The sequence below is a fragment of the Streptomyces sp. PR69 genome (assembly GCF_026420845.1).
In the GTDB taxonomy this organism is placed as follows: Bacteria; Actinomycetota; Actinomycetes; order Streptomycetales; family Streptomycetaceae; genus Streptomyces.
Window position 1 is genome coordinate 202,399 of the sequence record NZ_JAOWCB010000003.1, and the last position, 23,831, is coordinate 226,229.

Here is a 23,831-nt window from a genome sequence, read left to right on the forward strand (position 1 = left end):
CGTGAGAGAGCGCAGCCATGAGCACCGTCCCCACGTCCAGACCGGAGCCGCCCGTGGACCCCGGGCGGGCGCGGCGCGCCCGGGAACGCCGCGACGCCTGGGCACGGCGCGGGCCCCTGCTGCCCGCCGTGGTGTTTCTGGTGATCGTCACCCAGCTGCCGTTCGCCGCCACCCTGGTGATCTCCTTCTGGGACTGGAACGCGCTGCGGCCGGGGCAGGGCGGATTCACCGGGTTCGACAACTACCGGGAGGTGTTCGGCGACCCCGACCTGCGCGCCTCCGTGCTCACCACGATCTGGCTCACGGCCGGAGCGGTCCTGGTCAGCCTGGCGCTCGGGCTGGTCGCGGCACTGCTGCTCGACCGCAGGTTCCCCGGCCGCGCGCTGGTGCGGACCTTCTTCATCACACCGTTCCTGATCGTGCCGGTCGCGGCCGCGCTGCTGTGGAAGCATGCGCTCTACAACCCCGAGTACGGGCTCCTCAACGGCACGCTGACCTGGCTGTGGTCCCTGTTCGGCTCGGACAGTCCACCGCAGCCGGACTGGATCACCCAGTGGCCGCTGGCCTCCGTGGCGGTCTGTCTGATCTGGCAGTGGACGCCTTTTATGATGCTGATCCTGCTCGCCGGTCTGCAGAGCCGCGACACCGAGGCCGCGGAGGCCGCACGGGTGGACGGCGCGAACGCCTGGCAGATCTTCCGCTATCTGACCCTGCCTCATCTGCGCCCCTATCTGGAGCTGGCCGCCCTGCTGGGCTCGATCTACATCGTGCAGCACTTCGACGCGGTCTTCACCATCACCTCGGGCGGCCTGGGCACCGCGAATCTGCCCTACAGCATCTACCGGACCTTCTTCCAGGCGCATGACTACGGCCTGGCGTCCGCGGCCGGAGTCGTGGTCGTCCTCGGCGCCGTCGTCATCGCGACGCTCGCGCTGCGCCTGGTCTCCACACTCCTGCGGGAGGAACAGCGATGAAGACCAGCACGGCGGGCCGGTCCCGCCGCACGGCCGAACGGCCCGGATTCCTGAGACGTCACTCAAACGCCCTGTGGGGACTGGCCGCCTGGGCCATGGGGCTGTTCTTCCTGCTTCCGGCCGCCTGGATGGTCCTGACCTCCTTCCACAGCGAGACCGACGCCGCGGCCAATCCCCCGGCGGTCGCCGCGGAGCTGACGGTCGACGGCTACCGGGAGTTCTTCGGCGCCTCCACGGGGACCGGCCCCTGGGCGACGCTGGCCAACTCCGCGATCGCGGGCGTCGCGTCGACCGTGCTCGTGCTCGCACTGGCGATCCCGGCCGCCTACGCGCTCTCGGTCAGACCGGTGCGCCGCTGGTCCGATGTGCTGTTCTTCTTCCTGTCCACCAAGATGCTGCCGGTCGTCGCGGGGCTGCTGCCGGTCTATCTGGCGGCCAGACACTTCGGGCTGCTGGACAACATCTGGCTGCTGGCCGCCCTCTACACCGCGATGAACCTGCCGATCGCCGTGTGGATGATGCGTTCGTTTCTCGCGGAGATCCCGGTGTCGGTCCTGGAGGCCGCCGCGATCGACGGGGCGGGGCTGTTCACCGTGTTCCGCGCCGTCATCATCCCGCTCGCCGCGCCCGGCATCGCCGCCACCTCGCTGATCTGCTTTATCTTCAGCTGGAACGAGATGCTGTTCGCCCGTGTGCTCACCGGTGTGCGGGCCGCCACCGCGCCGGTCTTCCTGACCGGATTCGTGACCAGCCAAGGGCTCTTCCTCGCACAGCTGTGCGCGGCCGCCTTCGCCGTGTCGCTTCCGGTTCTCGTGGCGGGATTCGCCGCCCAGGACAGACTGGTCCAGGGCCTGTCCCTGGGAGCGGTCAAATGACGGCTTGTCACATGACGTCATGCCACTTGACGGCTGGTCATATGACCGCGGTCCGGCTGCGGGCGGCCGCCGTCACCGTGCCCGTACGGCGGTCATAACGCTGGCGGAGCGGGCCGCCCGGGGCGATCTGGCCCGGTGCGGCTCACCGGAGCGGGTCACGGAGTTCACCGCCCGCTGTCTGATCCACCATGTGCCTGCGCTGCTGGGCCGGCACTCGTCCCCGGTGCTGGCCGTGGCCACCGCGCTCGCCGCCCTGGAACGCACCACACGCCCGCTGCTCCTGCGCGAACTCACCGGCCTCGACGATGCCGCCGTCGCCGGGGCGGTCACCGTACTGGAGCAGACCGGTCTGCTCCGGCCGGGGCCGCCCTGGCAGCTGTGCCATCCCCCGGTACGGGAGGCGCTGCTGGCCCACTCCGGGACGGCGGCCGCGGCCGAGCCGCGCTCGCGTGCGGTGCGCACCCTGGCCGATCTGGACGGGGCCGCCGCGGAAGCGGCCGACCTGCTGCTCGTCACCGAACCGGAGGGGGACGTACGGCGGACCGGGATGCTGTGCACAGCGGCGCAGCAGGCCCTGGACCGGGGCGTGCCGGGCGCCGCCGCGGCCTATCTGCGCCGCGTGCCAGGTGCGGCACGCTCCTGGGGTCCACGCCCGCGGCCCGTGCGGTCTGCGCGGGGCTGTCGTGTTCGACGACGGCGTGCCACAGCACGGCCCTGGTGCGCTCGGGGAGTCGGCGGAAGGCCCGCGACGTCAGGCCGCGCCCCGTCGGCGACGCCGGGTGCGGGCCGGTCGAGCGACGCCAGGAATCCGGGTGCGAGCCGGGGGCGCTGGGCGCTCGCGGCCCACTCCGCCGCGGTGGCCGCCACGGCGAGCAGCAGAGGGCAGCGCGCGGGCTGCTCGGCCGCCGCGTCGTCCTGGCAGAACAGGTGCGCGTAGCGGCACAGGGCGGGCACATGACGCAGCCGCAGTTCGGCCTCGGCCTGGCGTCCGCGGACGCCCTGCGCGGTGCGCAGCCGGTGTACGACCGCCGTATCGGGCAGGTCCGCGCAGGGCACGGCCTCCTCGCTTCCGGGGCCGGCCGGCGGGAACGGCGCGGCGCAGGAGGCGGCGGGGAAAGGGAGCGCGGACACCAGGTCTCTTCTCCTCTATTCGTCGATTCAGCTATTCAGCTATTCATCGATGGTTCGCCGGCAGCGGGTCCGGACCGGCGCGAGCAGCAGTCAAGGACGCCCGGGGCCGACGCCACAACGGACTGCGGAGAGTGCTGCGGTGATCTCTGGGGTCCGCAGGGCAAACGCCTGCGGCCGGGGCCGGGTGGCGCCGTCAGGGCCAGGCGCACTGTGCGCTGGGTTTTGCGCGCTCTTGACCTGCGACATCTGGTTCCGATGCGGAGACCGACGGCCGCCTCGCGCAATCTCGCGGTGTCCGCCGTCGTCGCCGCCTCCATCGCCTGACGTAATCACCGCCCGACCTTCGGCCCCGCGCCGTTATCGCGCCGGGGCCCGCGGCGTTGGCCTGGCATATGACCCGTTCATCTTCGGCTGAAGGAGACTGGATGCCAGCGCTCACTGTCACCCGCGTTCACCCGGGGTCCGATCGGACCCCGGCATGAGGCGGAGGAAATCCGCCCGCGCCCATGAGGCGGGCCCACAGGAAGTGTCCGAGTCGGAGCGGCTGCTGTTCGGCGGGCCGCTCCGCTACGAAGGGGGCTGGAACCATCACGACGGCTCGTTCCTCGAACTGAGCCTGCGGGCGATGCTCGCCCGGATGCCCCGGCTGATCGCCGCCACGGTCCGGCTGGCCCACCGCGCCGACGCCCGCGCCCTGCGCTGGGTGGCGGGCGCCGAGCTGGGCGGCGGCCTCGCCAAGGCCGTGGGGCTGGTCGCGGTCAATCAGGCGCTGGCCGGACTGCTCGCCGGCGGAGCGACCGGTGAGCGGCTGACCGCCGCCGCCCCCGCGCTGTGCGCCGTCGCCGCGGCCGCCGCGGTCGGCGCGCTGTTCAAGTCCGCCTCCACCGCGGGGACGGGGCGGCTGGAACCCAAGGTGTTCCGCGTCGCCACCGAGAAGTATCTGGAACGGGTGGCGCGGGTCGAGCTGGCGGCGGTGGAGGACGAGGAGTTCCACAAGCTGCTGGACTCCGCCCAGTGGGGCGCGGAGTCGGCCCGCCGGATGATCAGGTTCTGTACGTCGGTGATGACGGCGGCCATCTCGCTGATCGCCGCCGCGGGAGTGCTGACCGTGCTCCACCCCGCGCTGCTGCCGCTGCTGGTCGCCATGACGCTGCCCAGTGCGTGGAGTTCGCTGACGATCGCCCGTCGCCGCTATGTCTCGTTCCACACCTGGGTGCAGCACGCCCGGGCCGGTCAGCTGCTGGGCCGGCTGCTGATCGACACCCAGGCGGCCCCGGAGGTGCGGGTCCACAACATCGGCCCGTTCCTGCTGCGGCACTTCCGCACCATGGCCGAGACCGGGGAGCGGGAGCAGACCCGGCTGGCCCGGCTCGCTGCCCGCACGGGGCTGATCGCCTCCGGCTGGACCGGCCTCGCCGCCGCGGCCACCTATCTGACACTGGGGCTGCTGCTGTGGTCGGGCAGCATGGACCTGGCCGTCGCGGGCACGGCCGTGATCGCCGTCCGCACCGGCTCCGCCAGTCTTGAGGGGCTGGTCATCCAGCTCAATCTGCTCTACGAGGAGAGCCTGTTCGTCGCCGACCTCGACCGGCTCTGCCGGGAGGCCGACCGCCGGCTCATCCCCTCGGCGGGCCGGCCGCTGCCGGAGAAGGTGCGCGCGATCCGCTTCGAGAACGTCTCCTTCGCCTACCCCGGCGCGGCGGGCGGCGAGCCCGCCCTGAGCGGTGTGGACGTCACCATCCGCACGGGACGGATCGTCGCGCTCGTGGGCAACAACGGCAGCGGCAAGTCCACCCTGGCGAAACTGCTCTGCGGGCTGTACGCGCCGGACTCCGGGCGGGTCCTGTGGGACGACGTCGACACGGCCGAGGCCGACCGCACCGCTCTGTTCGACCGGGTCGCCGTCGTCGCGCAGGACTTCTTCCGCTGGCCCTTCACCGCCCGGGTCAATGTGGCCATCGGCCGCCCGGACGCCCCCAGCGACGAGGCGCTCCTCGACGCCGCCGCCCGCTACGCCGGCGCGGACGAGACGGTCGCCGCGCTCCCCCTCGGCTGGGACACCCTGCTGGCCCGCGGCTACAAGGGCGGCCATCAGATCTCCGGCGGCCAGTGGCAACGGCTGGGCATCGCCCGCGCCCGCCACCGCGACGCACCCGTCCTGGTCGTGGACGAGCCGACCAGCGCGCTGGACGCGGAGGCCGAGCAGCGCGTCTTCGACCAGATCCGCGATCTCGCGGCCGAGGGCCAGACGGTCGTCCTCATCACCCACCGTCTGCACAGCGTCCGGCACGCCGACGACATCTATGTGCTGGAACGCGGCCGGGTCATCGAGCACGGCACCTTCGAGGAGCTGATGCGGCCTCATGGGCCGGGCACATTCCGCGGGATGTATCTGACGCAGTCCCGGCAGTACGGGCAGAGCGGGCAGTACGGCCAGTGCGGGCAGTGCGGGCACGAGGAGAAGGCGGCGGTGCCGGCGCAGCAGAACGGGCGGGGGGAGGCGGGGGGCGGGGTGTGACCCGGCAGCTCGGATGAAGGCCGCTCCGGCGCTCAGCGGGCTCCGGACCTGAAGCAGCGCCCGGACCTCAGGCGCCCGTGTCGCTCTTGATGATGCCGGCCACCGCTCCGTGCGGATCGAGGAACATCGCCATCCGGCCGACGCCGGGCGCGTCCATCGGCGGGAAGAGGGTGGTCGCGCCCCGCTCGACGGCCTTGGCGTACACGGCGTCGCAGTCGGCCACCTCGAAGTAGGGGTGCCACTCGGGGCGGGAGCCCGCGTCCAGATTCTCCTGGGCGAGCTGCATGATGCCGCTGTGCGAGGCGTCCTGGCCGCCGCCGGGCGGGGAGGCGAGGGTGTAGCCCGTGTCGCCGAAGTCCATGTCCTGGAAGTCCCAGGAGAAGACGGAGCGGTAGAAGTCCTTGGCGGCGGGGGCGTCCGTGGTGTAGAGCTCCAGCCAGCACAGGGTGTTCACATCGCTGACCGCCTCCAGGCCCGCGGTGTCGCGCGGCTGCCAGACGGCGAACTCCGCGCCGGCCGGGTCCGTGTACGCGGCCATGCGGCCGGCCGTGAAGACATCGACGGGCGGCACCCGGACCCGGCCGCCGGCCTGCTCGACCGCCTTGGTCGTGGCTTCGGCGTCGGCGGTCTGGTAGTACGGCGTCCAGGCGGAGCCCGCGCCCTGCTCGGTGAGCGGGCCGATGGCCGCGACGGTCTTCCCGTCGAGCTTGAAGAAGCCGTACCCTCCGGCCTCCGGGCCCGCGGACTCGAACTCCCAGCCGAACAGGTCCCGGTAGAAGCCCGCGGCGGCCTCGACGTCGGGCGTGCCGAGGTCGATCCAATTGGGCGCGCTCGCGACGAAGGAAGTCGTCAGCATCGCAAACCTGCCTTCCTCGCCTCCCCCGCACACGGGGGTGACGACGTGGTTGATCGGTCGTGTTCAGCATGGCACCCGCCACTGACAACGGCCGGTCCGAACCCGCCGCCCCTCCCCCGGACAGACCCCTCCCCCCGCGCCGACCCTTCCACCCCTGAGCCGTGACAAGGGTTTTCCCCGTATCGGCTTCATCAGGGGTTTCCCTACTGTCTCCCGCACCGGCGGTTCCCCTTGCTGACTCCTGACTGTCAGGTGCATGTAATGCACGGGTTTCCGGCCGGTGACGGCTCCGTACGGGGGGCCGTCGCGCCGGCGGCGGCGCACGGGCGTACCCGGCCCCAGGGGACTGCGGACTGCGACCCCCACGAAGCACCGCAGTCCCCGCGCCGCCCGCTCGCGCTCCGCACCGTCAGCTGCTCCGGGAGTCGCCGGAGCCGCCCTGAAAGGGATCACCTTGAACGGTTCCAGGCGGAGACTCATATCCGTCGTGGCCGCCAGCGCCACGATCCTCGGCGTGACCGCCACCTCATCCGCAGCACTCGCCGCACAGGCGGGCCCCTCCGACCGCCCCATCGCCCCCGCCGCCCAGTCCATGGCCCAGGACACGCCGGCGAGCGCGCCCGTGGAGAAGGTCATCGTGACCTACAAGTCACGCACGGCCGAGGCCACCTCGAACTCCGCGGCGAAGGGCGACGCCGCCGAGAAGGGCAGGAAGACCGGCGAGAAGCTGTCCTTTGAACGCCGGCTTGCCGGCGGCGCCGCGCTGGTCGACCTCGGCGGCGGCACCGACGCCAAGGACGTCACGGAGGTCATGGAGGCCTTCCGCGACGACCCGGCCGTCGCGTCCGTCGAGCCCGACATCCGCGCCTTCCCCATGGCCGTGACCCCGAACGACACGGACTACGCCAAGCAGTGGGACTTCTTCGAGCCCACCGGCGGCATGAACGTGCCCGGCGCGTGGGACACCACCACGGGCAGCGGCGTCACCGTCGCCGTCATCGACACCGGCTATGCCGCGCACAGCGATCTGAGCGCGAACACCGTGTCCGGCTATGACTTCATCAGCGACTCCGCCGACGCCCGCGACGGCAACGGCCGGGACAGCGACCCGACGGACGAGGGCGACTGGAACGCCACCGACAACGAGTGCTACCTCGGCTCCCGGGCGAGCGACTCGTCCTGGCACGGCACGCATGTCGCGGGCACCGTCGCCGCGACCGCGAACAACGACAAGGGCGTGGCCGGCGTCGCCTACGGGGCGAAGGTCCAGCATGTGCGGGTGCTCGGCAAGTGCGGCGGCTCCTCCTCGGACATCGCCGACGCCATCACCTGGGCGTCGGGCGGCTCCGTGCCGGGCGTCCCGGCCAACCCCAACCCGTCCCAGGTGCTCAACCTGAGCCTCGGCGGCGCCAGCTCGACCTGCCCGAGCGTCTACCGCAACGCCATCAACGGCGCGGTCTCGCGCGGTGCGACGGTCGTCGTCGCGGCCGGCAACAGCAACGCCGACGTCTCCGGCTTCACGCCCGCCAACTGCGAGAACGTCATCAATGTGGCGGCCACCAGCCGTGAGGGCAACCGTGCCTTCTACTCGAACTACGGCAGCGGCATCGACATCTCCGCCCCGGGCGGCGAGACCCGGCGCGCCACCGACACCCCGGGCACCGTCACCACCCCCGAGAACGGCATCCTCTCCACGCTGAACTCCGGCGCGACCACCCAGTCCGCGGAGAACTACGAGCCGTACATGGGCACCTCGATGGCCGCCCCGCACATCGCCGGCCTCGCCGCGCTGCTGAAGTCGGCCGACTCCTCACTGACCCCGTCCGCGATCGAGACCGCCCTCAAGGACAACGCCCGCCCGGTGCCCGGCACCTGCTCCGGCGGCTGCGGCGCGGGCATCGCCGACGCCGCGAAGACCGTCGCCGCGGTCACCGGCGGGGAGACCGGCGGCGGTGAGGGCGGCACCTTCACCAACACCTCGGACGTCGCCATCTCGGACCACTCCACCTCGGAGTCTTCGATCTCGGTGAGCGGTGTGACCGGCAACGCGCCGTCCGACCTGAAGGTCGGGGTGGACATCGTGCACACGTACCGCGGCGACCTGGTCATCGACCTGATCGCACCGGACGGCAGCGCGTACCGGCTGAAGAACTCCAGCGGCGGCGACTCGGCCGACGACGTGCACGCCACGTACACGGTCGACGCCTCTTCGGAGCTCGCGGCCGGCGTCTGGAAGCTGCGGGTCCGCGATGTGTACCGGGGTGACACCGGCTACATCGACTCCTGGAGCCTCACCTTCTGACCCACCGGGAAAACCGATAACTGTGCTGGTCAGGGGCGTGTCTACGGCAGTTCGCCGCGGGCGCGCCCCGTCCGGCTGCCCCGGCCGGGAAAGCCCCTTGAGTCCACATGGCGGACAAGGGGCCTGGATTCCGCTGGCCGAGTTCGTATCCTCTGCACAACGCGCGGGGGCAGGGGGTCCGCGCATGCCGGAGGGGGTGGGCCAGGTGAAGCCGACACCGGAGCGCGCCACGCCCGTCGGACGGGCCGACCTCCTCGACCGCCTGGCAGGTGTGCTGTACAGCCGGGGGCGCGCCCTGCTCACCGGGGCCGCCGGCGTCGGCAAGACCGAGGTCGCCCAGGCCGCCGCGGCGCGTGCCGGGGCGCTGGGTGAGACCGTGCTGTGGCTCGCCCCGCAGCCCGCGGACCGCTGTATACCCGGCGCGGCCGCCGCCGCGCTCGTCGCCTCCGTGCCCGCCTTCGCGCTGGACGGGCTTCCGGAGCCGCAGCGGACCGCGGTCGCGGTGCTCTGCCGGGAGGCCGAGGCCCCCGACGCGGGCTGGGACCCCATCGCGCTTCGGCTGGGCGTCGCGCGCATCCTGCGCACCCTCGCCGCTCACGGTCCCGTGCTGCTCGTCATCGACGACGTGCAGCTCATCGACGCGGACAGCGCGGACCTGCTGCGCTTCGCACTCCATCTCGCCCCGCCCGAACTGCGGGTGCTCGCGGCCGAGACCCCCGCGCCGTACGCCCCGGATCCGCCCGCCGGCGGGGAACGGCTGAGGCCGCTGGAGAGGTACGGCCCCGAGGGCGCGCCACGCCGGGACGCCATGCCGGACGACGGCGCCGGGCCGTCGCCGAGCCCGCGCCGTCCGGAGGGCCCCGGGGGCCGTGCCGCGGCAGAGAGCCTCCCCAGTGCGCCCGACGGCAGCGGCCGCGGCCCGGACGCAGGTCCGCCCCGGCTCGGCACGCCGGACGGGTGCCGCACGCCGGACGGGCCGGAGGCCCCCGAGGGCGGCGCACCCGGTCCGGGAGGGGACTCAGACCGCGCCTTCGCGGCGTACGGCGCTTTCTCATCTGCGGGATCGGAGCCTCACACGGCGTCGACGGCCGCGGACTCCGCGGGACTCCCCCTGTGGGTGCCGTCCGAGGCCGATGTGCTGCTGGTGCCGCCGCTGCACGCCGACGAGATCGCCGAACTCCTCGTCCACCACCGGCTGCCCTCCCGGATGGCGGGCCGCATCCACCGCGCCAGCGGCGGCAATCCACGGCTCGCGCTCGCCGTGGGCCGGTCCCTCGCGGACGCCACGACGCCGGTGCACCACGCGGAGGCGCTGCCGCTGTCCGGGCGCGCCCGGGATCTGGCGCGCCGGATGCTGGCGGCCGCCTGTCCCGCCGTACGGGCCTCGCTGCTGCTCGCAGCGCTTGCGCTGCGGCCGACCGCGTCGCTGATCCGGCGGGCCGGACGCCCGGACGCCGAGGCGGAGCTGGCCGCCGCGGAGCGGGCTGGTCTGGTCACCCTGGCGGAGGACGGGACGGTGGCGTTCACCGCCGGTCTGCTGCCCTCGACGCTCGTCCACGACACCAGCTGGACGGTGCGCAGCGAGGGCCACGCCGCGCTGGCCACCGTGGCGGACGACCCGGTGGAGGCCGTACGGCACCGGGCGCTGGCCGCCGACGCCCCCGACGAGCAGCTCGCCGCCGAGGTCGCCGAGGCAGCGCGGACCGCGCGGAGACTCGGCAACAGCACGCTCGCCGCCGAACTGGCCCTCCTCGCGGCCGAGTCGACGCCGGGCATCCCGGCCGACCGGCGGCTGACCCGGCTGGCAGACGCCGCGCAGGAGGCCGCACGCGCCGCACGCGCCGACCTGGCGCTGCGCGCGGCGGGCGATCTGCTGGCCCGCGACGCCGAGCCCGCCGACCGGGTGCGCGCCCGGCTCGCCGTGCTGGACACGGCCGGGCAGGGGCTGACCGATCTCGACGAGCTGTATGTGCATGCGATGGAGGACTCCGAGGGCGATCCCGGGCTGCGTGCGGCGGTGCTGCTGCGGCTCGCGATCAAATACGTGCTCGCCGACGGGGATCCGGTGCGTTCGCGGACCGCCGCCGTGGAGTCCGCCCGGCTCGCGTCCTCGGCGGGCGACCGGCACACCGCGGCGCAGGCGCTGACGCAGCAGGCCAGGATGGACCGGGTGCTGGGCGCGCCGGAGGCCGAGGCGACGCTCACCGAGGCGTGTGCGCTGGAGATGACGGACCGGCCGCTCGGCATCCGCAACACCGCGCAGATACTGACGATCCGCCATGCCCTTTTCGACGACCGGCTGCACGAGGCCCGCGACCGGCTGCACGCGCTGCTGCCGCTGGTGGAGCGGCGCGGCCCGGTCGAGGACTCCATCGAGCTGTTCCGCACGCTGGCCGAGGTGGAGTCGCGGCGCGGCCAGTGCGCGGCGGCGCTGTCCCACGCCGGCCGGTCGCTGGCGCTGACGCTGGAGGCCGGTCTGTCACCGGGGCCCGCGTGGTTCGCGCTGGCGGTGGCCGAGACCGCGGGCGGCAGCTTCGCGCGCGCCGCGAGCTACGCCCGGCGCAGCGCCCAGGCGTCGGAGGAGGAGGGCGACCATGTCTTCCTCTCCCGCAGTCTGTACGCCCTGGGCCGGGTGCAGTTGGCGACGGGGGATGTGACGGGCGCGCTGGAGACGCTGCGCCGGGTGCAGGAGCAAGAGAACGCCCAGGGCACCGTCGACCCGTCGATGCTGCGCTGGCACGAGGAGCTGGCGGAGGCGCTGCTGGCGGCTGACGCGCTGCAGGAGGCCCAGGAGCTGCTCGCGGACGCGGGGCCGGTGGCCGAGCGGCTGGGCCGTACGACGGTGCTGCTCGGCTTCGACCGGGTGTACGCACTGTGCCTGGCGGCGGGCGGCAAACCTCAGGAGGCGGCCGGGCTGCTGGCACAGACGGCGGAGAAGTTCGCCGCGCACGGTCTGCCGCTGGAGCAGGGGCGCTGTCTGATTGCGCTGGCGCGGGTGGAGCGCCGTCGCCGGCGGCGGTCGGCGGCGCAGCACGCGCTGCACGCGGCCGCCTCGGTGTTCGAGCGGGCGGGGGCGGCGCCGTGGCTGGAGCTGGCCGTGGAGGGTCCGGCGCGTCCTTCGCGCGCGGGCCGCGCCGAGGCCGCGACGCCCGCGGACGGCGGTGCGCTGTCACTGCTGACGGAGGCCGAGCTGCGGCTGGCACAGCTGGTGGGCCAGGGGGCGAGCAACCAGGAGGCGGCGGCGCGGCTGTATCTGAGCGTGAAGACGGTGGAGGCGCGGCTCACCCGGATCTACCAGAAGCTGGATGTGCGGTCGCGGGCGCAGCTGGCGACCGCGCTGAGTGCCCGGCCGGGCCAACGCCCGGTGGCCGTTCACTGAACACTCCCCCATCGCCGTTGACCTCTCCCCCGCACCCCACCAGGCTGTCCCCGCCATGCGTCATTGGTCCGCGCCAAGACCTTTGACGTGCTGTCTTCTTCATGGAGGGGTCAACCGGTGGATCGTCGGAAGTTCCTGGGAGCGGCCGCCACCGCGGCGATCGGGGCGGCGGGGCTGCCCGCGGCCGGGATCGCCGGGGCGCGGGACGCCGAAGCCGCGCCGTCGGCCACGGGCACGGGCACGGGCACGGGCACGCTCGCAGACGTCAGGCATGTCGTGGTGCTGATGCAGGAGAACCGGAGCTTTGACCACTACTTCGGCCGGATGAAGGGCGTACGCGGCTTCGCCGACCGCAGCGCCGTCCTGCTGGAGGGCGGCCGCAGCGTGTTCGATCAGCCGAACGGTGCGTCACGGCAGCACCCCTGGTCGCTGGGGGCGAGCGCGGGAGGCGATCCGCGGCTGCTGGCGCAGTGCAGCGACGGTCTCGGCCATACCTGGTCCACCCAGCACGCGGCCTGGCACAAGGGGCTGCTGGACAACTGGTCGGCGGGTGTGGGCGGGGTGCGCACCATGGGGTATCTGGACCGCGCGGACATACCGTTCCACTATGCGCTGGCCGACGCGTACACGCTGTGCGACGCCTACTTCTGCTCGGCGCTCAGCGGCACGGGCGCGAACCGCGCGTACCTGTGGAGCGGGAAGATCGACAGCACCCACTACGACGGGGGCGAGCTGCACGGCTGCACCTGGCGGACGTATGCGGAGGATCTCCAGGACGCCGGGGTGAGCTGGAAGGTCTACCAGCGCGCGTCGGACAACTTCGGCGACAACGGCCTGGCGTACTTCCGGCGGTTCGCCGACGCCGCTCCGGGCGATCCGCTGTACGACCGCGGGATGGCGTCGGTGCCGGGCTCCAAGCCGACGCACGAGGCCATCGCGGACGCGATCCGGGCGGATGTGCTGGCCGGGACGCTGCCCGAGGTGTCATGGATCGTGGCGGACGCCGAGTTCTCCGAGCACCCCTCCGGCGGTCCGCCCGGGGACGGCCACCACTTCGTGAACATGGTGCTGCAGGCGCTGAACGCGGATCCGGACGTGTTCGACTCCACCGCGCTGTTCCTCAACTATGACGAGAACGACGGCTACTTCGACCATGTCCCGCCGCCCGTGCCGCACGCGGGGGCGGACGGCGAGCTGGTGATCGGCGGCCAGCCGGTCGGGCTCGGCTTCCGGGTGCCGATGATCGTGGTCTCACCGTGGACGCGCGGCGGCTGGGTCAGCTCCGAGGTCTTCGACCATACGTCGGTGATCCGGTTCCTGGAGCAGTGGACGGCGGCGGTCGGCAAGCCCGCCTCCTGCGCCAACATCAGCGCCTGGCGCCGCAAGGTGTGCGGGGATCTGACCGGTCTGTTCGACTTCTCCTCCCCCGTCTACGGGCTGCCCGCGCTGCCCGCGACGTCCGTTCTGGGTTCGGCGTGCAACGGCGTGCCCAATCCGGCGCCGCAGGACAACCGGCTGCCGGACCAGGAGCCCGGGGTGCGGCCCGCCAGACCGCTGCCGTACCAGGCCAACGGCTATCTGGACCGGCTGGAGTTCGGCTCCGGCGGGAAGATCCTCGCCTGGTTCGCCATGGCCAACGAGGGCGCTCCCGCCCGCAGCGCGGCCCACTTCTCGATCCACCCCAACGCGCACCGCTCCCGCACCCCCTGGCAGTACACGGTGGACGCGGGCGACGGTACGGAGGACTACTTCAACGTCGGCTCGGGCTGGGGCGACGGGCGGTACGACATCAGCATGTACGGCCCCAACCGGCTGATGCGCCGCTTCCGGGGCGACGCCACGACGGCGGGCAAGGACATGTCCGTACGCAGCTACTACGCGGTGCACAGCGGCACAGGCAGACTGGCGATCTGGTTCTCGATGACGAACTCCTCGACCGCGCCGGTCACCTTCACCATCACGGCGAACCACTACCGCTCGGACGGGCCGTGGACCTACACGGTCCCGGCGGGCGGGAGCGTGGACGACTACTTCAACGCCGTGGCGTACCACAACGGCTGGTACGACCTGACGGTGACCGTCGACGCCGACGCGGCCTGGTCGCAGCGCTTCACCGGTCATATCGAGACCGGTGCGCCGAGCGTGACGGGCTGACGCCTGGGCTCCGGGGCCGGGCGCGGGCAGGCGGCCGGCCCCGAGCGGTCAGCGGCTGGCGTGCACGCCGGCGAGGACGGCGTTGGCCAGGCGGGTGACATAGGCGTCGTCGGTGGCCCCGCCCGCGGCGAACACCCGGAAGTACAGGGGCGCGCCAAACAGATCGATGGCCAGGCTCAGATCGATGTCGGCGGGCAGTTCCCCGCGGTCCACGGCGCGGCGCAGCACGGTCGCCACCGCCACTCTGCGGGGCACGATGACCGACTCGTGCAGGGCCTTGCCCAGCCGGCCGTTGCGCGTCGACTCGGCCAGCAGATCGGGGACGATACGGGCGACGAGGGGATGCCGGAGGGCATTCATGGCCTCCCTGATGAAGCGCTCGATGTCGCCGCGCAGCGATCCGGAGTCCGCCGTGGCAGGCAGATGCTCCTCCGCCACCTCGGAGACCAGGTCGAGCACCATGCCCTCCTTCGACGGCCACCGGCGGTAGAGGGCCGCCTTGCCGACTCCGGCTCGGCGGGTCACCGCCTCCATGGACATCCGGGCGTAGCCGGACTCGGCGAGTTCCTCGAAGACCGCGTGTCTGATGGTCTCGGTCACGGACTCCCGCAGGACCGCGGAGCCCGCGGGCCGCCGGCTGGGCGAGGTCTCGCTGTTCATGGCCATGATCCGAGATTAACACGGAACGGAACCGTTGCGTTCCGCCTCCCTCGGGTGTACGTTCCCGGCCAGGGATGCCGGAACGGTACCGTTCCGTTCTTGCAGCAGGGGTCTGGTCTACCGAGGGGCCGGTGACGCCATGAGGATCGAGCCCGCCGCCGCTCGGCCGGACACCGCGAGCGTGCCGCCGCACCGCGCCCGAGTCGTTCTGGTCGTCCTGGCGCTGTTCATCGTGATCAACGCCGCGGACAAGGCCGTGCTGGGGCTGACCGCCGATCCGATCAGGGACGATCTGGGGCTGAGCGCCACCGAGTTCGGCACCATCGCCAGCAGCTTCTATCTGCTGTTCAGCGCCTCCGCGGTGCTGGTCGGCTTCCTCGGCGACCGGATCCGCGCGCGGCCGCTGCTGGCCGCGCTGGCGCTGGTGTGGGCCGCGGCCCAGCTGCCGATCCTGCTGCCGGCCGCGGGGTTCGGGGCGCTCGTCGCCACCCGCGTGGTGCTCGGCGCGGGCGAGGGGCCAGGCTATCCGCTGGCCAACTACACCGCCTTCACCTGGTTCCCGGAGCGGGAGCGGGCCTTGCCCTCCGCCGTGGTGATGGCCGGGGCCGCGGGCGGCACGATGGTGGCCGCCCCTCTGGTGATCCTGGTGAGCAACACCCTCGGCTGGCGGGCCGCGTTCGGCCTGCTCGGCGCGGTCGGCATCGTCTGGACGCTCGTCTGGCTGAGGGTCGGCGGCAGCGGACCGTATACGGCCTCCCTCGACCCGGCCGGCCCCGCACCCGGCGAAGACACCGCAGAAGGCCGTGGCGCGGACCGTGCCGAGCACCGTGCGGAAGGCGTCGGCGCAGCCGTCGGCGCGCACACCGGCCGGGCGACGACCGGCGTCGGCCTCTGGCGGGTCGTCACCACCGGAACCTGGCTGGGCGCCACCTTCTCCGCCTTCGCCGTGATGTGGACCCTGGCGCTCGGCTTCGCCTGGCTGCCGCTCTTCCTGGAGGAGCAGGCGGGCTTCAGCGACGCGGCGATCGGCGGGATCATCGGGCTGCCCGCGCTGGCGATGGCCGTCCTGGTGCTGACCGCGGGCGCGGTGGCACAGCGGCTGCTGCGGCGCGGCGTGACCGCACGGCTCGCCCAGGGCCTCGTCGGCGCGCTGCTGCCGCTCGCCGCCGGACTGTGTCTGCTGCTCAGCACCCGTGTCACAGTCGCCGCGCTGCTGCTGCCGCTGGTCGTCATCGCGTTCTCCGCGGGCAACGGGCAGACCCCGCTGACCCAGGCGGCCATCGCGGACGTCTGCCCGCCCGCCCGGCGCAGCGCGGCCCTGGGGCTCTCGTATGCCGTCGCCGCCCTCTCCAGCCTGCTCGCCCCCTATGTGACCGGCCGGATCATCGACGCCGCGCCGCACGAGGCCGCCGGATACGCCCATGCCTTCGATGTCGCGGCCTGGCTGCTGGTCGCGGGCGCGGTCGTCTCCGCGCTGCTGATCCGTCCGGACCGCGACGCCGCCGCACTCCGGCGGGCGGCCGCGGCCCGTCCCGCCTTCCCCTCCGTGAAGGAGTGAGTGCCGATGCTCTCCGACATCGCCGTCGTCCAGGGGGCCCGCACCCCCATCGGCCGCTACAACGGCGCGCTGCGCTCGATGCCCGCCCACCGGCTGGGCGCGCTCGCCGTCCAGGAAGCGCTCATCCGCGCCCGCGTCAATCCACACGAGGTCGGCGAAGTCGTCATGGGCTGTGTCGGCCAGGTCGGCCCGGAGGCGTTCAACGCCCGGCGCGCGGCGCTGGCCGCGGGACTGCCGGTCCAGGTGCCCGCGTACAACGTCAACCGGCTGTGCGGCTCCGGACTGCAGGCCGTGTGGTCGGCCGCGCAGAGCCTGGCCCTGGGCGGGACCGGGACCGCGGTGGCGGGCGGCAATGAGTCGATGACCCGTCAGCCGCTGCTCGACTACGGCGAACGCGCGCCCGACGAACTGAAGGGGGCCTCGCAGATCGACGGCACCGCCTCGCTGACCTGGGACCCGTTCGGCTGCTACCCCATGGGGACGACCGGCCAGATCGTGGCCGACCGGTTCGGCGTCTCGCGCATCCGCCAGGACACCTGGGCCGCCGAGAGCCAGCGGCGCGCCGCCGCGGCCCTGGAGCAGGGCAGATTCACCGGCCAGACCGTGCCCGTGAGCACCCCGGACGGCGTGGTGGAGCACGATGAACACCCCCGCCCCGGAACGACCGTAGAGATCCTCGCCAGGCTCAAGCCGGCCTTCGCCGCGGACGGCACGATCACCGCGGGCAACTCCTCGGGCGTCAACGACGGCGCGGCCGCCGTCGTGCTCCAGCGCGGTACGGCGCTGAGTCCGGGCGTCGCTCCCCTGTGCTGGCTGCGCGACGCGGCGGTGACCGCCCTGGACCCGGAGATCATGGGGTTCGCGCCCGCCGGGGCGATCCGGACCCTGCTGCGCCGCAGCGGTCTGAACGCCGGCGACATCGATGTGATCGAACTCAATGAGGCGTTCGCGGCCCAGGTCCTGGCCGTCATGGACGATCTCAAGCTCGACCCCGCCGTGGTCAACCCCAACGGCGGCGCCATCGCGCTGGGCCACCCCATCGGGGCGACCGGCGTGATCCTGCTGCTCAAGGCCGCGTATGAACTGCACCGCCGCGGCGGCCGGTTCGGTGTGGTCGCCATGTGCATCGGCGGCGGCCAGGGCATCGCCGCCCTGATCGAGAACCCGGGCGGCCGCCGATGACCCCCGACTACGCCTGGCGCCCGGCACAGGAGCTGCTGGAGCACAGCAACGTCGCCGTGCTGTGCCGGAAACTCGGCGTCGACGGCTACCGCGAACTCCAGCGGCGCTCCGTCGCCGACCCCGACTGGTTCTGGGGCCACGCCATGCGGGACATCGGCATCGTCTGGCACATCCCGCCGCTGCGGATCCGCGGCGAGGACCAGCGCATCGCGACGACCCGCTGGTTCCCCGGCGGCCGCACCAATCTGGTCGACTCCTGTCTGGAACGCCATGTCCGCGAGGGCCGCGGCGACTCGATCGCCTTCCGCTGGGAGACCGAGGACGGGACCGGCGGGCTTCTCGACTACCGGCAGCTGGCGGAGCGCTGCGCCAGGATCGCCTCGGGGCTGCGGAGGCTGCACATCGGCGTGGGCGACCGGGTCGGGTGCTGTCTGCCGCCGGGGCGCGAGGCGTTCGAGCTGCTCTTCGCCTGCGCGCACATGGGGGCCGTGCTGGTCCCGGTGTTCTCCGGCTTCGGCGCCGACGCGCTGGCGGCACGGCTCTCCGACGCCCAGGCCAAAGTGCTGGTCACCGCCGACGCCACGACCCGGCGCGGAGCACGGCACGACATGGCGGCGATCGCCCGACAGGCCGCCGCCCAGGCGACCACGGTCAGGCATCTCGTCGTCGTCACCCGCGACGGCGCGGAAAGCCCCCCGCACAGCGCGGAAGGCGGGAAAAGCACCGGCGGAGGGAAGCCGGTCCCCGGCCGGGCCGCACCCCGGCCGGAGACCGTGCGCTGGGAGGAGCTGACCGCCTCGCCGCCCTGTCCGCGGGTGTCGATGCCCGCCGGCGCGCCGTTCCTGCTGCTGCACACCTCCGGCACCGCCGGCCGGCCCAAGGGGACCGTCCACACGCATGGCGGGTTCCCCGTGCAGGTCGGCTCCGAGGTCCGCTACAACCTCGACGTCAGACCGGGCGACGTGGTGTTCTGGGTCACCGACCCGGGCTGGGTGATGTTCCCGCTCATCGCCGTCGGCGCCACGCTGGCGGGCGCGAGCGTCCTCGCATACGACGGCGCGATCGACCATCCGGAGCCCACCCGGCTGTGGCAGCTGCTGGAGGACCACGGCGTCACCGTCTTCGGCAGCTCCCCCAGCCTGTCGCGCTCCTTGATGAGCCGCCCGCTGCCCGGCGCGGCCGCGCCCCGCCGCGTACGCATCCTCGGCTCGACCGGCGAGCCGTGGACCGAGGACGCCTGGCACTGGTACTCCGCGGAGTTCGGCGGCAAACGCTGCCCCGTCATCAACATCAGCGGCGGCACCGAAGTCGGCGGGTCCCTGCTGGGGTCCGCGCCCACCGTGCCGCAGTCCCCGTGCAGCTTCGCCGGGCCCTGCCTGGGCATCGACGCCGCGATCGTGGACGGCGCGGGCGCGCCGGCCGCCGATGGCGAGAAGGGCGAGCTGGTCGTCAAGCAGTCCTGGCCCGGCATGACCCGCGGGCTGTGGCGCGCGCCGGGGCGGTTCGCCCACGCCTACTTCCGGCGGCGGCCCGGCCTGTGGTCCCACGGGGACCTCGCCTCGCGCGTCGGCGACGAGTGGTTCGTACACGGCCGCATGGACGACGTCATCAAGGTCGCGGGCAAACGCCTGGGCCCCGCCGAGGTGGAACAGGCGGTGCTCGGCCACCCGCGGGTCGTCGAGGCCGCCGCCGTGGGCGTGCCGCACCCCGTCAAGGGCGAGTCCCTCTGGTGCTTCGCCGTCACCCCGGACGGGACGCTCGCCGAGGCGGAGTCGGCGTGCATCCGCGAGCGGGTGGCGGCGGCGCTGGGCCCCGCGTTCCGGCCGAGCAGGGTGGTGGGCATCCCGGGCCTGCCCAGGACGCGCAACGGCAAGGTGATGCGCCGTCTGATCCGGGACCTGGTTGCCGGGGACCCGCCCGGTGACCTGTCGACGCTTGTCAACCCCCGCGCCATGGAGGCGATCCTCGCCGCGGTCCGTCCAGCGGACGCCCCATGACCGTTCAGCTCGTGGGCGAGTACGCGCGACAGACGCTGAAGCGTCCCGTGGGGGCGCCCTGGGACGGAGTCGGGGGAGAACCGAGCCACACAAGTAAGGGAGAGAGCATGCCGACCGTTGACATCCTGCTGCCGGGCTACGCCATCGACACCGACCAGGGCTATCCCGCCTTCTGCGGCGTGTTCCTGGTCCGGGGACGGGACAGCGCGGGTGAGAGCCGGAACATCCTCGTCGACGCCGCCCACGTCGGGCGGCGGCCCTTCCTGTGGGAGGCGCTCGCCTCGCACGGGCTCGCCGCCGCGGACGTCGACACCGTGGTGCTCACCCACGCCCACTGGGACCATGTGCAGAACATCGACCTGTTCCCGCAGGCGACACTGCTGATCCACGCGGACGAACGCCGCTACGCCCACACGCCCCACGCCAACGACTGGGCCACGCCCTCCTGGACCGGGCTGCTCCTGGAGCAGTTGCCCATCCGCGAGGTGCGGGACGGGCACGAGGTGATGCCGGGCGTGCACATCCTCGCCCTCCCCGGCCATTCGCCGGGCAGCGTCGGCGTCGTCGTGGAGACCGACGCGGGCCGGAGCGTGATCACGGGCGACGCGCTGCACTTCGCCCAGGTCGCCAGGGTCCGGCGCAACCCGCTGGTGTTCTGGGATGCGGAGCAGGCCGTGCGCAGCATCGACCGAGTGGTGGATCTGGCCGACGTCATCTACCCGGGCCATGACCGGCCGTTCCGGCTGACCTCCCGGAGGGAGATCGAGTATGTGGAGCCGTTCTGCCTCACCGTGACCGGGCTGCGCCCCGACGCCCGGGGGCTGACCTTCGCCGACCGCTCGGAACAGGGGGCCGAGTGGATCATGCCGGGCATCGGGGACCAGGCGGCGCTGTACGAGAAGAACGCCCAGGAGAGCGCGCGGCGGATCAGCCGGGTTCCGCGGCTGCCTCCGCCCTCCCCGGCATAAGCCGTACGAGCGCGGCGTTGAGCTCCCGGAAGAAGGGGGCCGGGGCTTCGCGGGGGAAGAAGTGCCCGCCGGGGACGCGGGCGAGGCGGAAGGTGCGGGCGTACCGCTCCCAGGCGCGTACGGCGTCGGGGTCGACCAGTGTGTCGTCCGCACCGGTGAAGGCGTGGATGTCGAGCGACGGCCGCGTCCCGAGTGCCGCGCCGCCGCCGGAGCCGCCGCCGGAGCCGTCGCCCGCGGGGGTGCGGAGCCAAGCCTTGCGGTGGCTGGCGCAGATGCGCAGGTCGTCGCGGACGACGGGCAGCAGGGCGCTCAGCCACTCGTCGCGGCCCAGGAACTCGGGGCTCAGCCCGCCGACGCCGACGAGGAAGCGTGCGAGTTCCGCGTCCCCGCAGCGGTCGGCGGGCGGCAGCGGCGGCGTGCGGTGCGGCGCCGCGTACGCGCCGACGAAGAGGGCCGACGGGGCTCGGCCGCCCGTGCGTTCCCTGGCCGCCGCCACCGCGAACGCCACCAGGGCGCCCATGCTGTGCCCGTAGAAGGCGTACGGTCCCTGGAGCCAGGGCTCCAGCTCGCGGACCAGGACCTCGGCGAGCCGCCCGACGTCGTCGAACCGCGGCTCCCGGTAGCGGGCCTCCCGCCCCGGGAGCTGCACGGGCAGCACCTCGACGGACGGGACGACCCAGCCGGGCCATGGGGCGAAGAACGACGCTCCGCCGCCCGCGTGGTGGAAGCAGAACAGGCGCAGCGGGGGGTTCTCGCGTGGCGTGCGGACCAGGCAGGCGGGCGTCCGGCGGGCGCCGGGCGCCGGGGCGGAGGACGAAGCGGCGGAGGACGAAGCCGGGGCGGTCATCGGCCCCCCTTGGGGCCGGCCCTGCGCACCAGCCGCCCCACGGCCCCGGCCGCCCGCCGTACCAGCTCGGGGTCCCAGACCAGGACCAGCGGGGTGTCGAGGAAGAGCGCCCTGAGGTGCAGACAGCGGCCGGGCGCACCGGTGCGGCGCTCGATGAGCCGCCGGTCGACGGCGGTCATGCGCGCACCACCGCTTCGTGCATCTGGCGGAAGGTGGCGGCCTCGATCAGCTCGGCCACCGGGACGCGCCGGCCGGTGACGCTCTCCATGACGGTGACCAGGCGCAGCAGATAGACGGAGTCCCATTCGGGGAAGTCGTCCAGGGGCCGGTCCAGGTCCTGCGGTGTGAGGGCCACTCCGAGCTCCTCCGTGACCAGGGCGCAGAACTCGGCGGCATCGGCCACGCTGACGGTGTGCGCGTTCGGATTCATGTCTGTCGCTCCTGTTCGAGGTCGGCGTGGAGGCGGATGTGCGCGGGGGCGGGCGGGAGGGTGTGCAGGCCGTGCCGGAGGAGACCGGCGTCGCCGTCGCCGTGACCGGCGTCCTCGGGGGTGAAGCCGTGGTCGGCGTAGAAGCCGGCGAAGGCCGCGTTGCGCGGGGAGGGCAGATAGCGGGCGAGGACACTGCGGGCGCCGGTGGCGCGTGCGTGTTCGAGGACCGCGGTCAGACAGGCGCTCTCGATGCCGCGTGAGAACACCCGGCAGCTCAGCACATAGTTGTCGATCCGCAGGATGTCGCCGTCCCGGCACAGGAATATGACGCCGACGAGACCGTGGTCGCCGAAGCGGTCGCGGGCCCGTACCGCGAGCACCCGGCAGCCGGGCCGGGCGCACAGGCGCTGGATGTCCTCTGTCCGCAGCCGCTCGGTGGCCAGATGGAACTGGTTGGTGCGCAGGGTGAGCTGGGAGACCCGGCTGAACTCCGCCGGAGTGGGCGGGCGGAGGGTGACCTCGATGCCGAGTCCGTCCAGATACTCCTGGTAGGAGGCGGTGTCCTCGCGCAGTTCGCGCCGCTTGGCCTCGGTGCGGTAGCGGGCGGTGCGCTCCCGGTCCTCCTCGGTGAGATCGGTGACGTCGAACCAGCCTTCGGCCAGGAGCGCGGCGGTGTGCAGGGCGGGTTCCCCGTCGACCGCGACGACGGCGACCTCGGGCAGCCGCTCCTGGACCAGACCGCGTTCGAAGGAGCTGTCGTCGACGAAGACGAAGCTGTCGAGTCCGAGGTTGGCGCTGTCGGCGATGTCCCGCAGATTGTCGTGTTTGGGCCGCCAGTTGGCGTTGATCTGGATGAAGTCGCTCTCGCGCAGCGGCATCGCGGGGTGCTCGCGCAGTGCTCTGAGCACGTTGTCCGTGTCGTTCTTGCTGCTGACGGCGAGGAGCACCCCTTGTGAGGAGAGCTGTTTGAGCGTCCGCTGGAACTCCGCGTACGCCTCGCCGCGCAGCCCGGAGCCGAGCTCGATGCCGTCGGGTCCGTCGTCGCCGAGGACGCCGCCCCACAGTGTGCCGTCGAGGTCCAGCACCAGGCATTTGCGGGTTCTGCCCAGCCGGGCCCGGACCAGATGCGCGGCTTCGCGGGCGTAGGCGGCGAGCAGCTGCTCGCCGAGCCGTGCTTTGGCGTAAACGGCGGTGCGCGGCTCGTACGCGGGGATGCCCTGGCTGATCAGCGGGTCGAGGTCGAGGGTGACCAGGCCGGGATGGCGCTGGGCGAGGGCGAGCAGACCGGCGTTGAACTCGCGCCACAGCGCGCCGAGGGCGGCCCTGGACCGCAGGTCGACGAGTTGGTGGGTGTGGTCGCGGAGCAGCGGCACGGTGTTCAGGACCAGCGGTCCGCCGCCGTCTTCCTGGTGGGTGCGCACGGCTCTGCCGAGCAGTTCGAGCCGGGAGCGGACGGCGGATTCGACATCGGCGATGCGCCAGGGCGAGGGGACTTCCTCGAACACCGTGTGGGAGTCGAGGAGGCAGAGCGTGAGCCCGGGGATGTCGCGGTCGGCGTCCGGACCGGTCTGCCGTGGGCTGAGCAGATCGTGCAGACAGGAGCCGTACGGGGAGACGGCGGGGTCGAGGAGGATGCCGTGGCGGGCGAGCTGTGCGGTGAGCGGGGCGACGAGGGGTGCGACGGTCGACTGGCCGGTGATGCGGACGGCGATCCGCACAGTGGCGGGGTGGTGCCGCAGGACCTGGCTGCGGTCGAGGCGGGCCAGCAGCTGTCCGGCAGCGGTCAGTTGGCGATCGGGCAGTCGGGCGAGGAGGGTGCGGACGGTGTCGTACTCGGCTTCCAGCCGTCCCGCGGCGTAGGCGGCGCGCAGCGCGGCGAGGGCGTCCCCGTGCCCCCTGCCGCTCTCGCTGTCGCCGTCTGCGGTGGGACGCGGGGGCCCGGCGGCGGTGGGTTCGGCAGCGGACGCGGGCGGCGGATGGCTGTGCTCGGTCGTCGTCAT

17 protein-coding genes are annotated in these 23,831 nt (G+C 73.1%); 11 read left to right on the forward strand and 6 right to left on the reverse strand.

Features of this window, described 5'->3' with window-relative positions; genetic code table 11:
* The first annotated feature begins 17 nt into the window (after window positions 1–17).
* The 4 genes from OF819_RS04215 to OF819_RS04230 all read left to right on the forward strand — a co-directional run bounded on the left by OF819_RS04215 (window position 18) and on the right by OF819_RS04230 (window position 5,498).
* A complete protein-coding gene (locus OF819_RS04215) occupies window positions 18–974 on the forward strand; it encodes a carbohydrate ABC transporter permease (RefSeq protein ID WP_267241951.1) in 957 nt (318 codons plus the stop codon).
* A complete protein-coding gene (locus tag OF819_RS04220) occupies window positions 971–1,849 on the forward strand; it encodes a carbohydrate ABC transporter permease (protein ID WP_267241952.1) in 879 nt (292 codons plus the stop codon). The genes OF819_RS04215 and OF819_RS04220 overlap by 4 nt, the downstream gene beginning before the upstream one ends.
* Window positions 1,850–1,868: 19 nt before the next feature.
* Entirely contained in the window at window positions 1,869–2,786 is a 918-nt protein-coding gene (locus tag OF819_RS04225) for a hypothetical protein (protein WP_267241953.1), read from the forward strand.
* A 672-nt stretch (window positions 2,787–3,458) separates the two neighbouring features.
* The gene (locus tag OF819_RS04230) at window positions 3,459–5,498 is read left to right on the forward strand and encodes an ABC transporter ATP-binding protein (protein ID WP_267241954.1); all 2,040 of its coding nucleotides are present in this window, start codon (window positions 3,459–3,461) and stop codon (window positions 5,496–5,498) included.
* Between the two features lie 67 nt (window positions 5,499–5,565).
* On the opposite strand, the gene OF819_RS04235 is transcribed toward OF819_RS04230, so the two are convergent.
* Window positions 5,566–6,354 carry a VOC family protein gene (locus OF819_RS04235; RefSeq protein ID WP_267241955.1) on the reverse strand — a complete coding sequence of 263 codons (789 nt, stop codon included), beginning with the start codon at window positions 6,352–6,354 and terminating at the stop codon, window positions 5,566–5,568.
* Between the two features lie 487 nt (window positions 6,355–6,841).
* Here OF819_RS04235 and OF819_RS04240 point away from each other — a divergent pair, with 487 nt between their 5' ends.
* The 3 genes from OF819_RS04240 (at window position 6,842) to OF819_RS04250 (ending at window position 14,189) form a co-directional block, all read left to right on the forward strand.
* On the forward strand, window positions 6,842–8,656 hold the full coding sequence (locus OF819_RS04240) for a S8 family peptidase (protein WP_267241956.1): 1,815 nt from the start codon (window positions 6,842–6,844) through the stop codon (window positions 8,654–8,656).
* A gap of 184 nt (window positions 8,657–8,840) precedes the next feature.
* On the forward strand, window positions 8,841–12,035 hold the full coding sequence (locus tag OF819_RS04245) for a helix-turn-helix transcriptional regulator (RefSeq protein ID WP_267241957.1): 3,195 nt from the start codon (window positions 8,841–8,843) through the stop codon (window positions 12,033–12,035).
* A 117-nt stretch (window positions 12,036–12,152) separates the two neighbouring features.
* Window positions 12,153–14,189, forward strand: a complete 2,037-nt coding sequence (locus OF819_RS04250) for a phosphocholine-specific phospholipase C (protein ID WP_267241958.1) — start codon at window positions 12,153–12,155, stop codon at window positions 14,187–14,189.
* A gap of 48 nt (window positions 14,190–14,237) precedes the next feature.
* Here the strand turns inward: OF819_RS04250 and OF819_RS04255 are convergent, their stop codons facing one another.
* Window positions 14,238–14,855, reverse strand: a complete 618-nt coding sequence (locus OF819_RS04255; protein ID WP_267241959.1) for a TetR/AcrR family transcriptional regulator — start codon at window positions 14,853–14,855, stop codon at window positions 14,238–14,240.
* A gap of 133 nt (window positions 14,856–14,988) precedes the next feature.
* Here OF819_RS04255 and OF819_RS04260 point away from each other — a divergent pair, with 133 nt between their 5' ends.
* The 4 genes from OF819_RS04260 (at window position 14,989) to OF819_RS04275 (ending at window position 20,554) form a co-directional block, all read left to right on the forward strand.
* A complete protein-coding gene (locus OF819_RS04260; RefSeq protein ID WP_267241960.1) occupies window positions 14,989–16,407 on the forward strand; it encodes an MFS transporter in 1,419 nt (472 codons plus the stop codon).
* 6 nt (window positions 16,408–16,413) lie between these two features.
* Window positions 16,414–17,589 carry a thiolase family protein gene (locus tag OF819_RS04265; RefSeq protein ID WP_267241961.1) on the forward strand — a complete coding sequence of 392 codons (1,176 nt, stop codon included), beginning with the start codon at window positions 16,414–16,416 and terminating at the stop codon, window positions 17,587–17,589.
* Window positions 17,586–19,586 carry an AMP-binding protein gene (locus tag OF819_RS04270; RefSeq protein WP_267241962.1) on the forward strand — a complete coding sequence of 667 codons (2,001 nt, stop codon included), beginning with the start codon at window positions 17,586–17,588 and terminating at the stop codon, window positions 19,584–19,586. The genes OF819_RS04265 and OF819_RS04270 overlap by 4 nt, the downstream gene beginning before the upstream one ends.
* A gap of 107 nt (window positions 19,587–19,693) precedes the next feature.
* The gene (locus OF819_RS04275) at window positions 19,694–20,554 is read left to right on the forward strand and encodes an MBL fold metallo-hydrolase (protein WP_267241963.1); all 861 of its coding nucleotides are present in this window, start codon (window positions 19,694–19,696) and stop codon (window positions 20,552–20,554) included.
* Here OF819_RS04275 and OF819_RS04280 read toward each other — a convergent pair.
* Genes OF819_RS04280 through OF819_RS04295 form a run of 4 tightly spaced genes read right to left on the reverse strand, consistent with a single transcriptional unit; the run spans window position 20,514 to window position 23,831 of the window.
* The gene (locus tag OF819_RS04280) at window positions 20,514–21,401 is read right to left on the reverse strand and encodes a thioesterase II family protein (protein WP_267241964.1); all 888 of its coding nucleotides are present in this window, start codon (window positions 21,399–21,401) and stop codon (window positions 20,514–20,516) included. The genes OF819_RS04275 and OF819_RS04280 overlap by 41 nt on opposite strands.
* Window positions 21,398–21,580 (reverse strand): hypothetical protein, encoded by a 183-nt coding sequence (locus OF819_RS04285; RefSeq protein ID WP_267241965.1) that lies wholly within the window; start codon window positions 21,578–21,580, stop codon window positions 21,398–21,400. Before OF819_RS04285 ends, OF819_RS04280 begins: the two co-directional genes overlap by 4 nt.
* A complete protein-coding gene (locus OF819_RS04290) occupies window positions 21,577–21,831 on the reverse strand; it encodes an acyl carrier protein (protein ID WP_267241966.1) in 255 nt (84 codons plus the stop codon). Before OF819_RS04290 ends, OF819_RS04285 begins: the two co-directional genes overlap by 4 nt.
* The gene (locus tag OF819_RS04295) at window positions 21,828–23,831 is read right to left on the reverse strand and encodes an HAD-IIIC family phosphatase (protein ID WP_267241967.1); all 2,004 of its coding nucleotides are present in this window, start codon (window positions 23,829–23,831) and stop codon (window positions 21,828–21,830) included. The genes OF819_RS04290 and OF819_RS04295 overlap by 4 nt, the downstream gene beginning before the upstream one ends.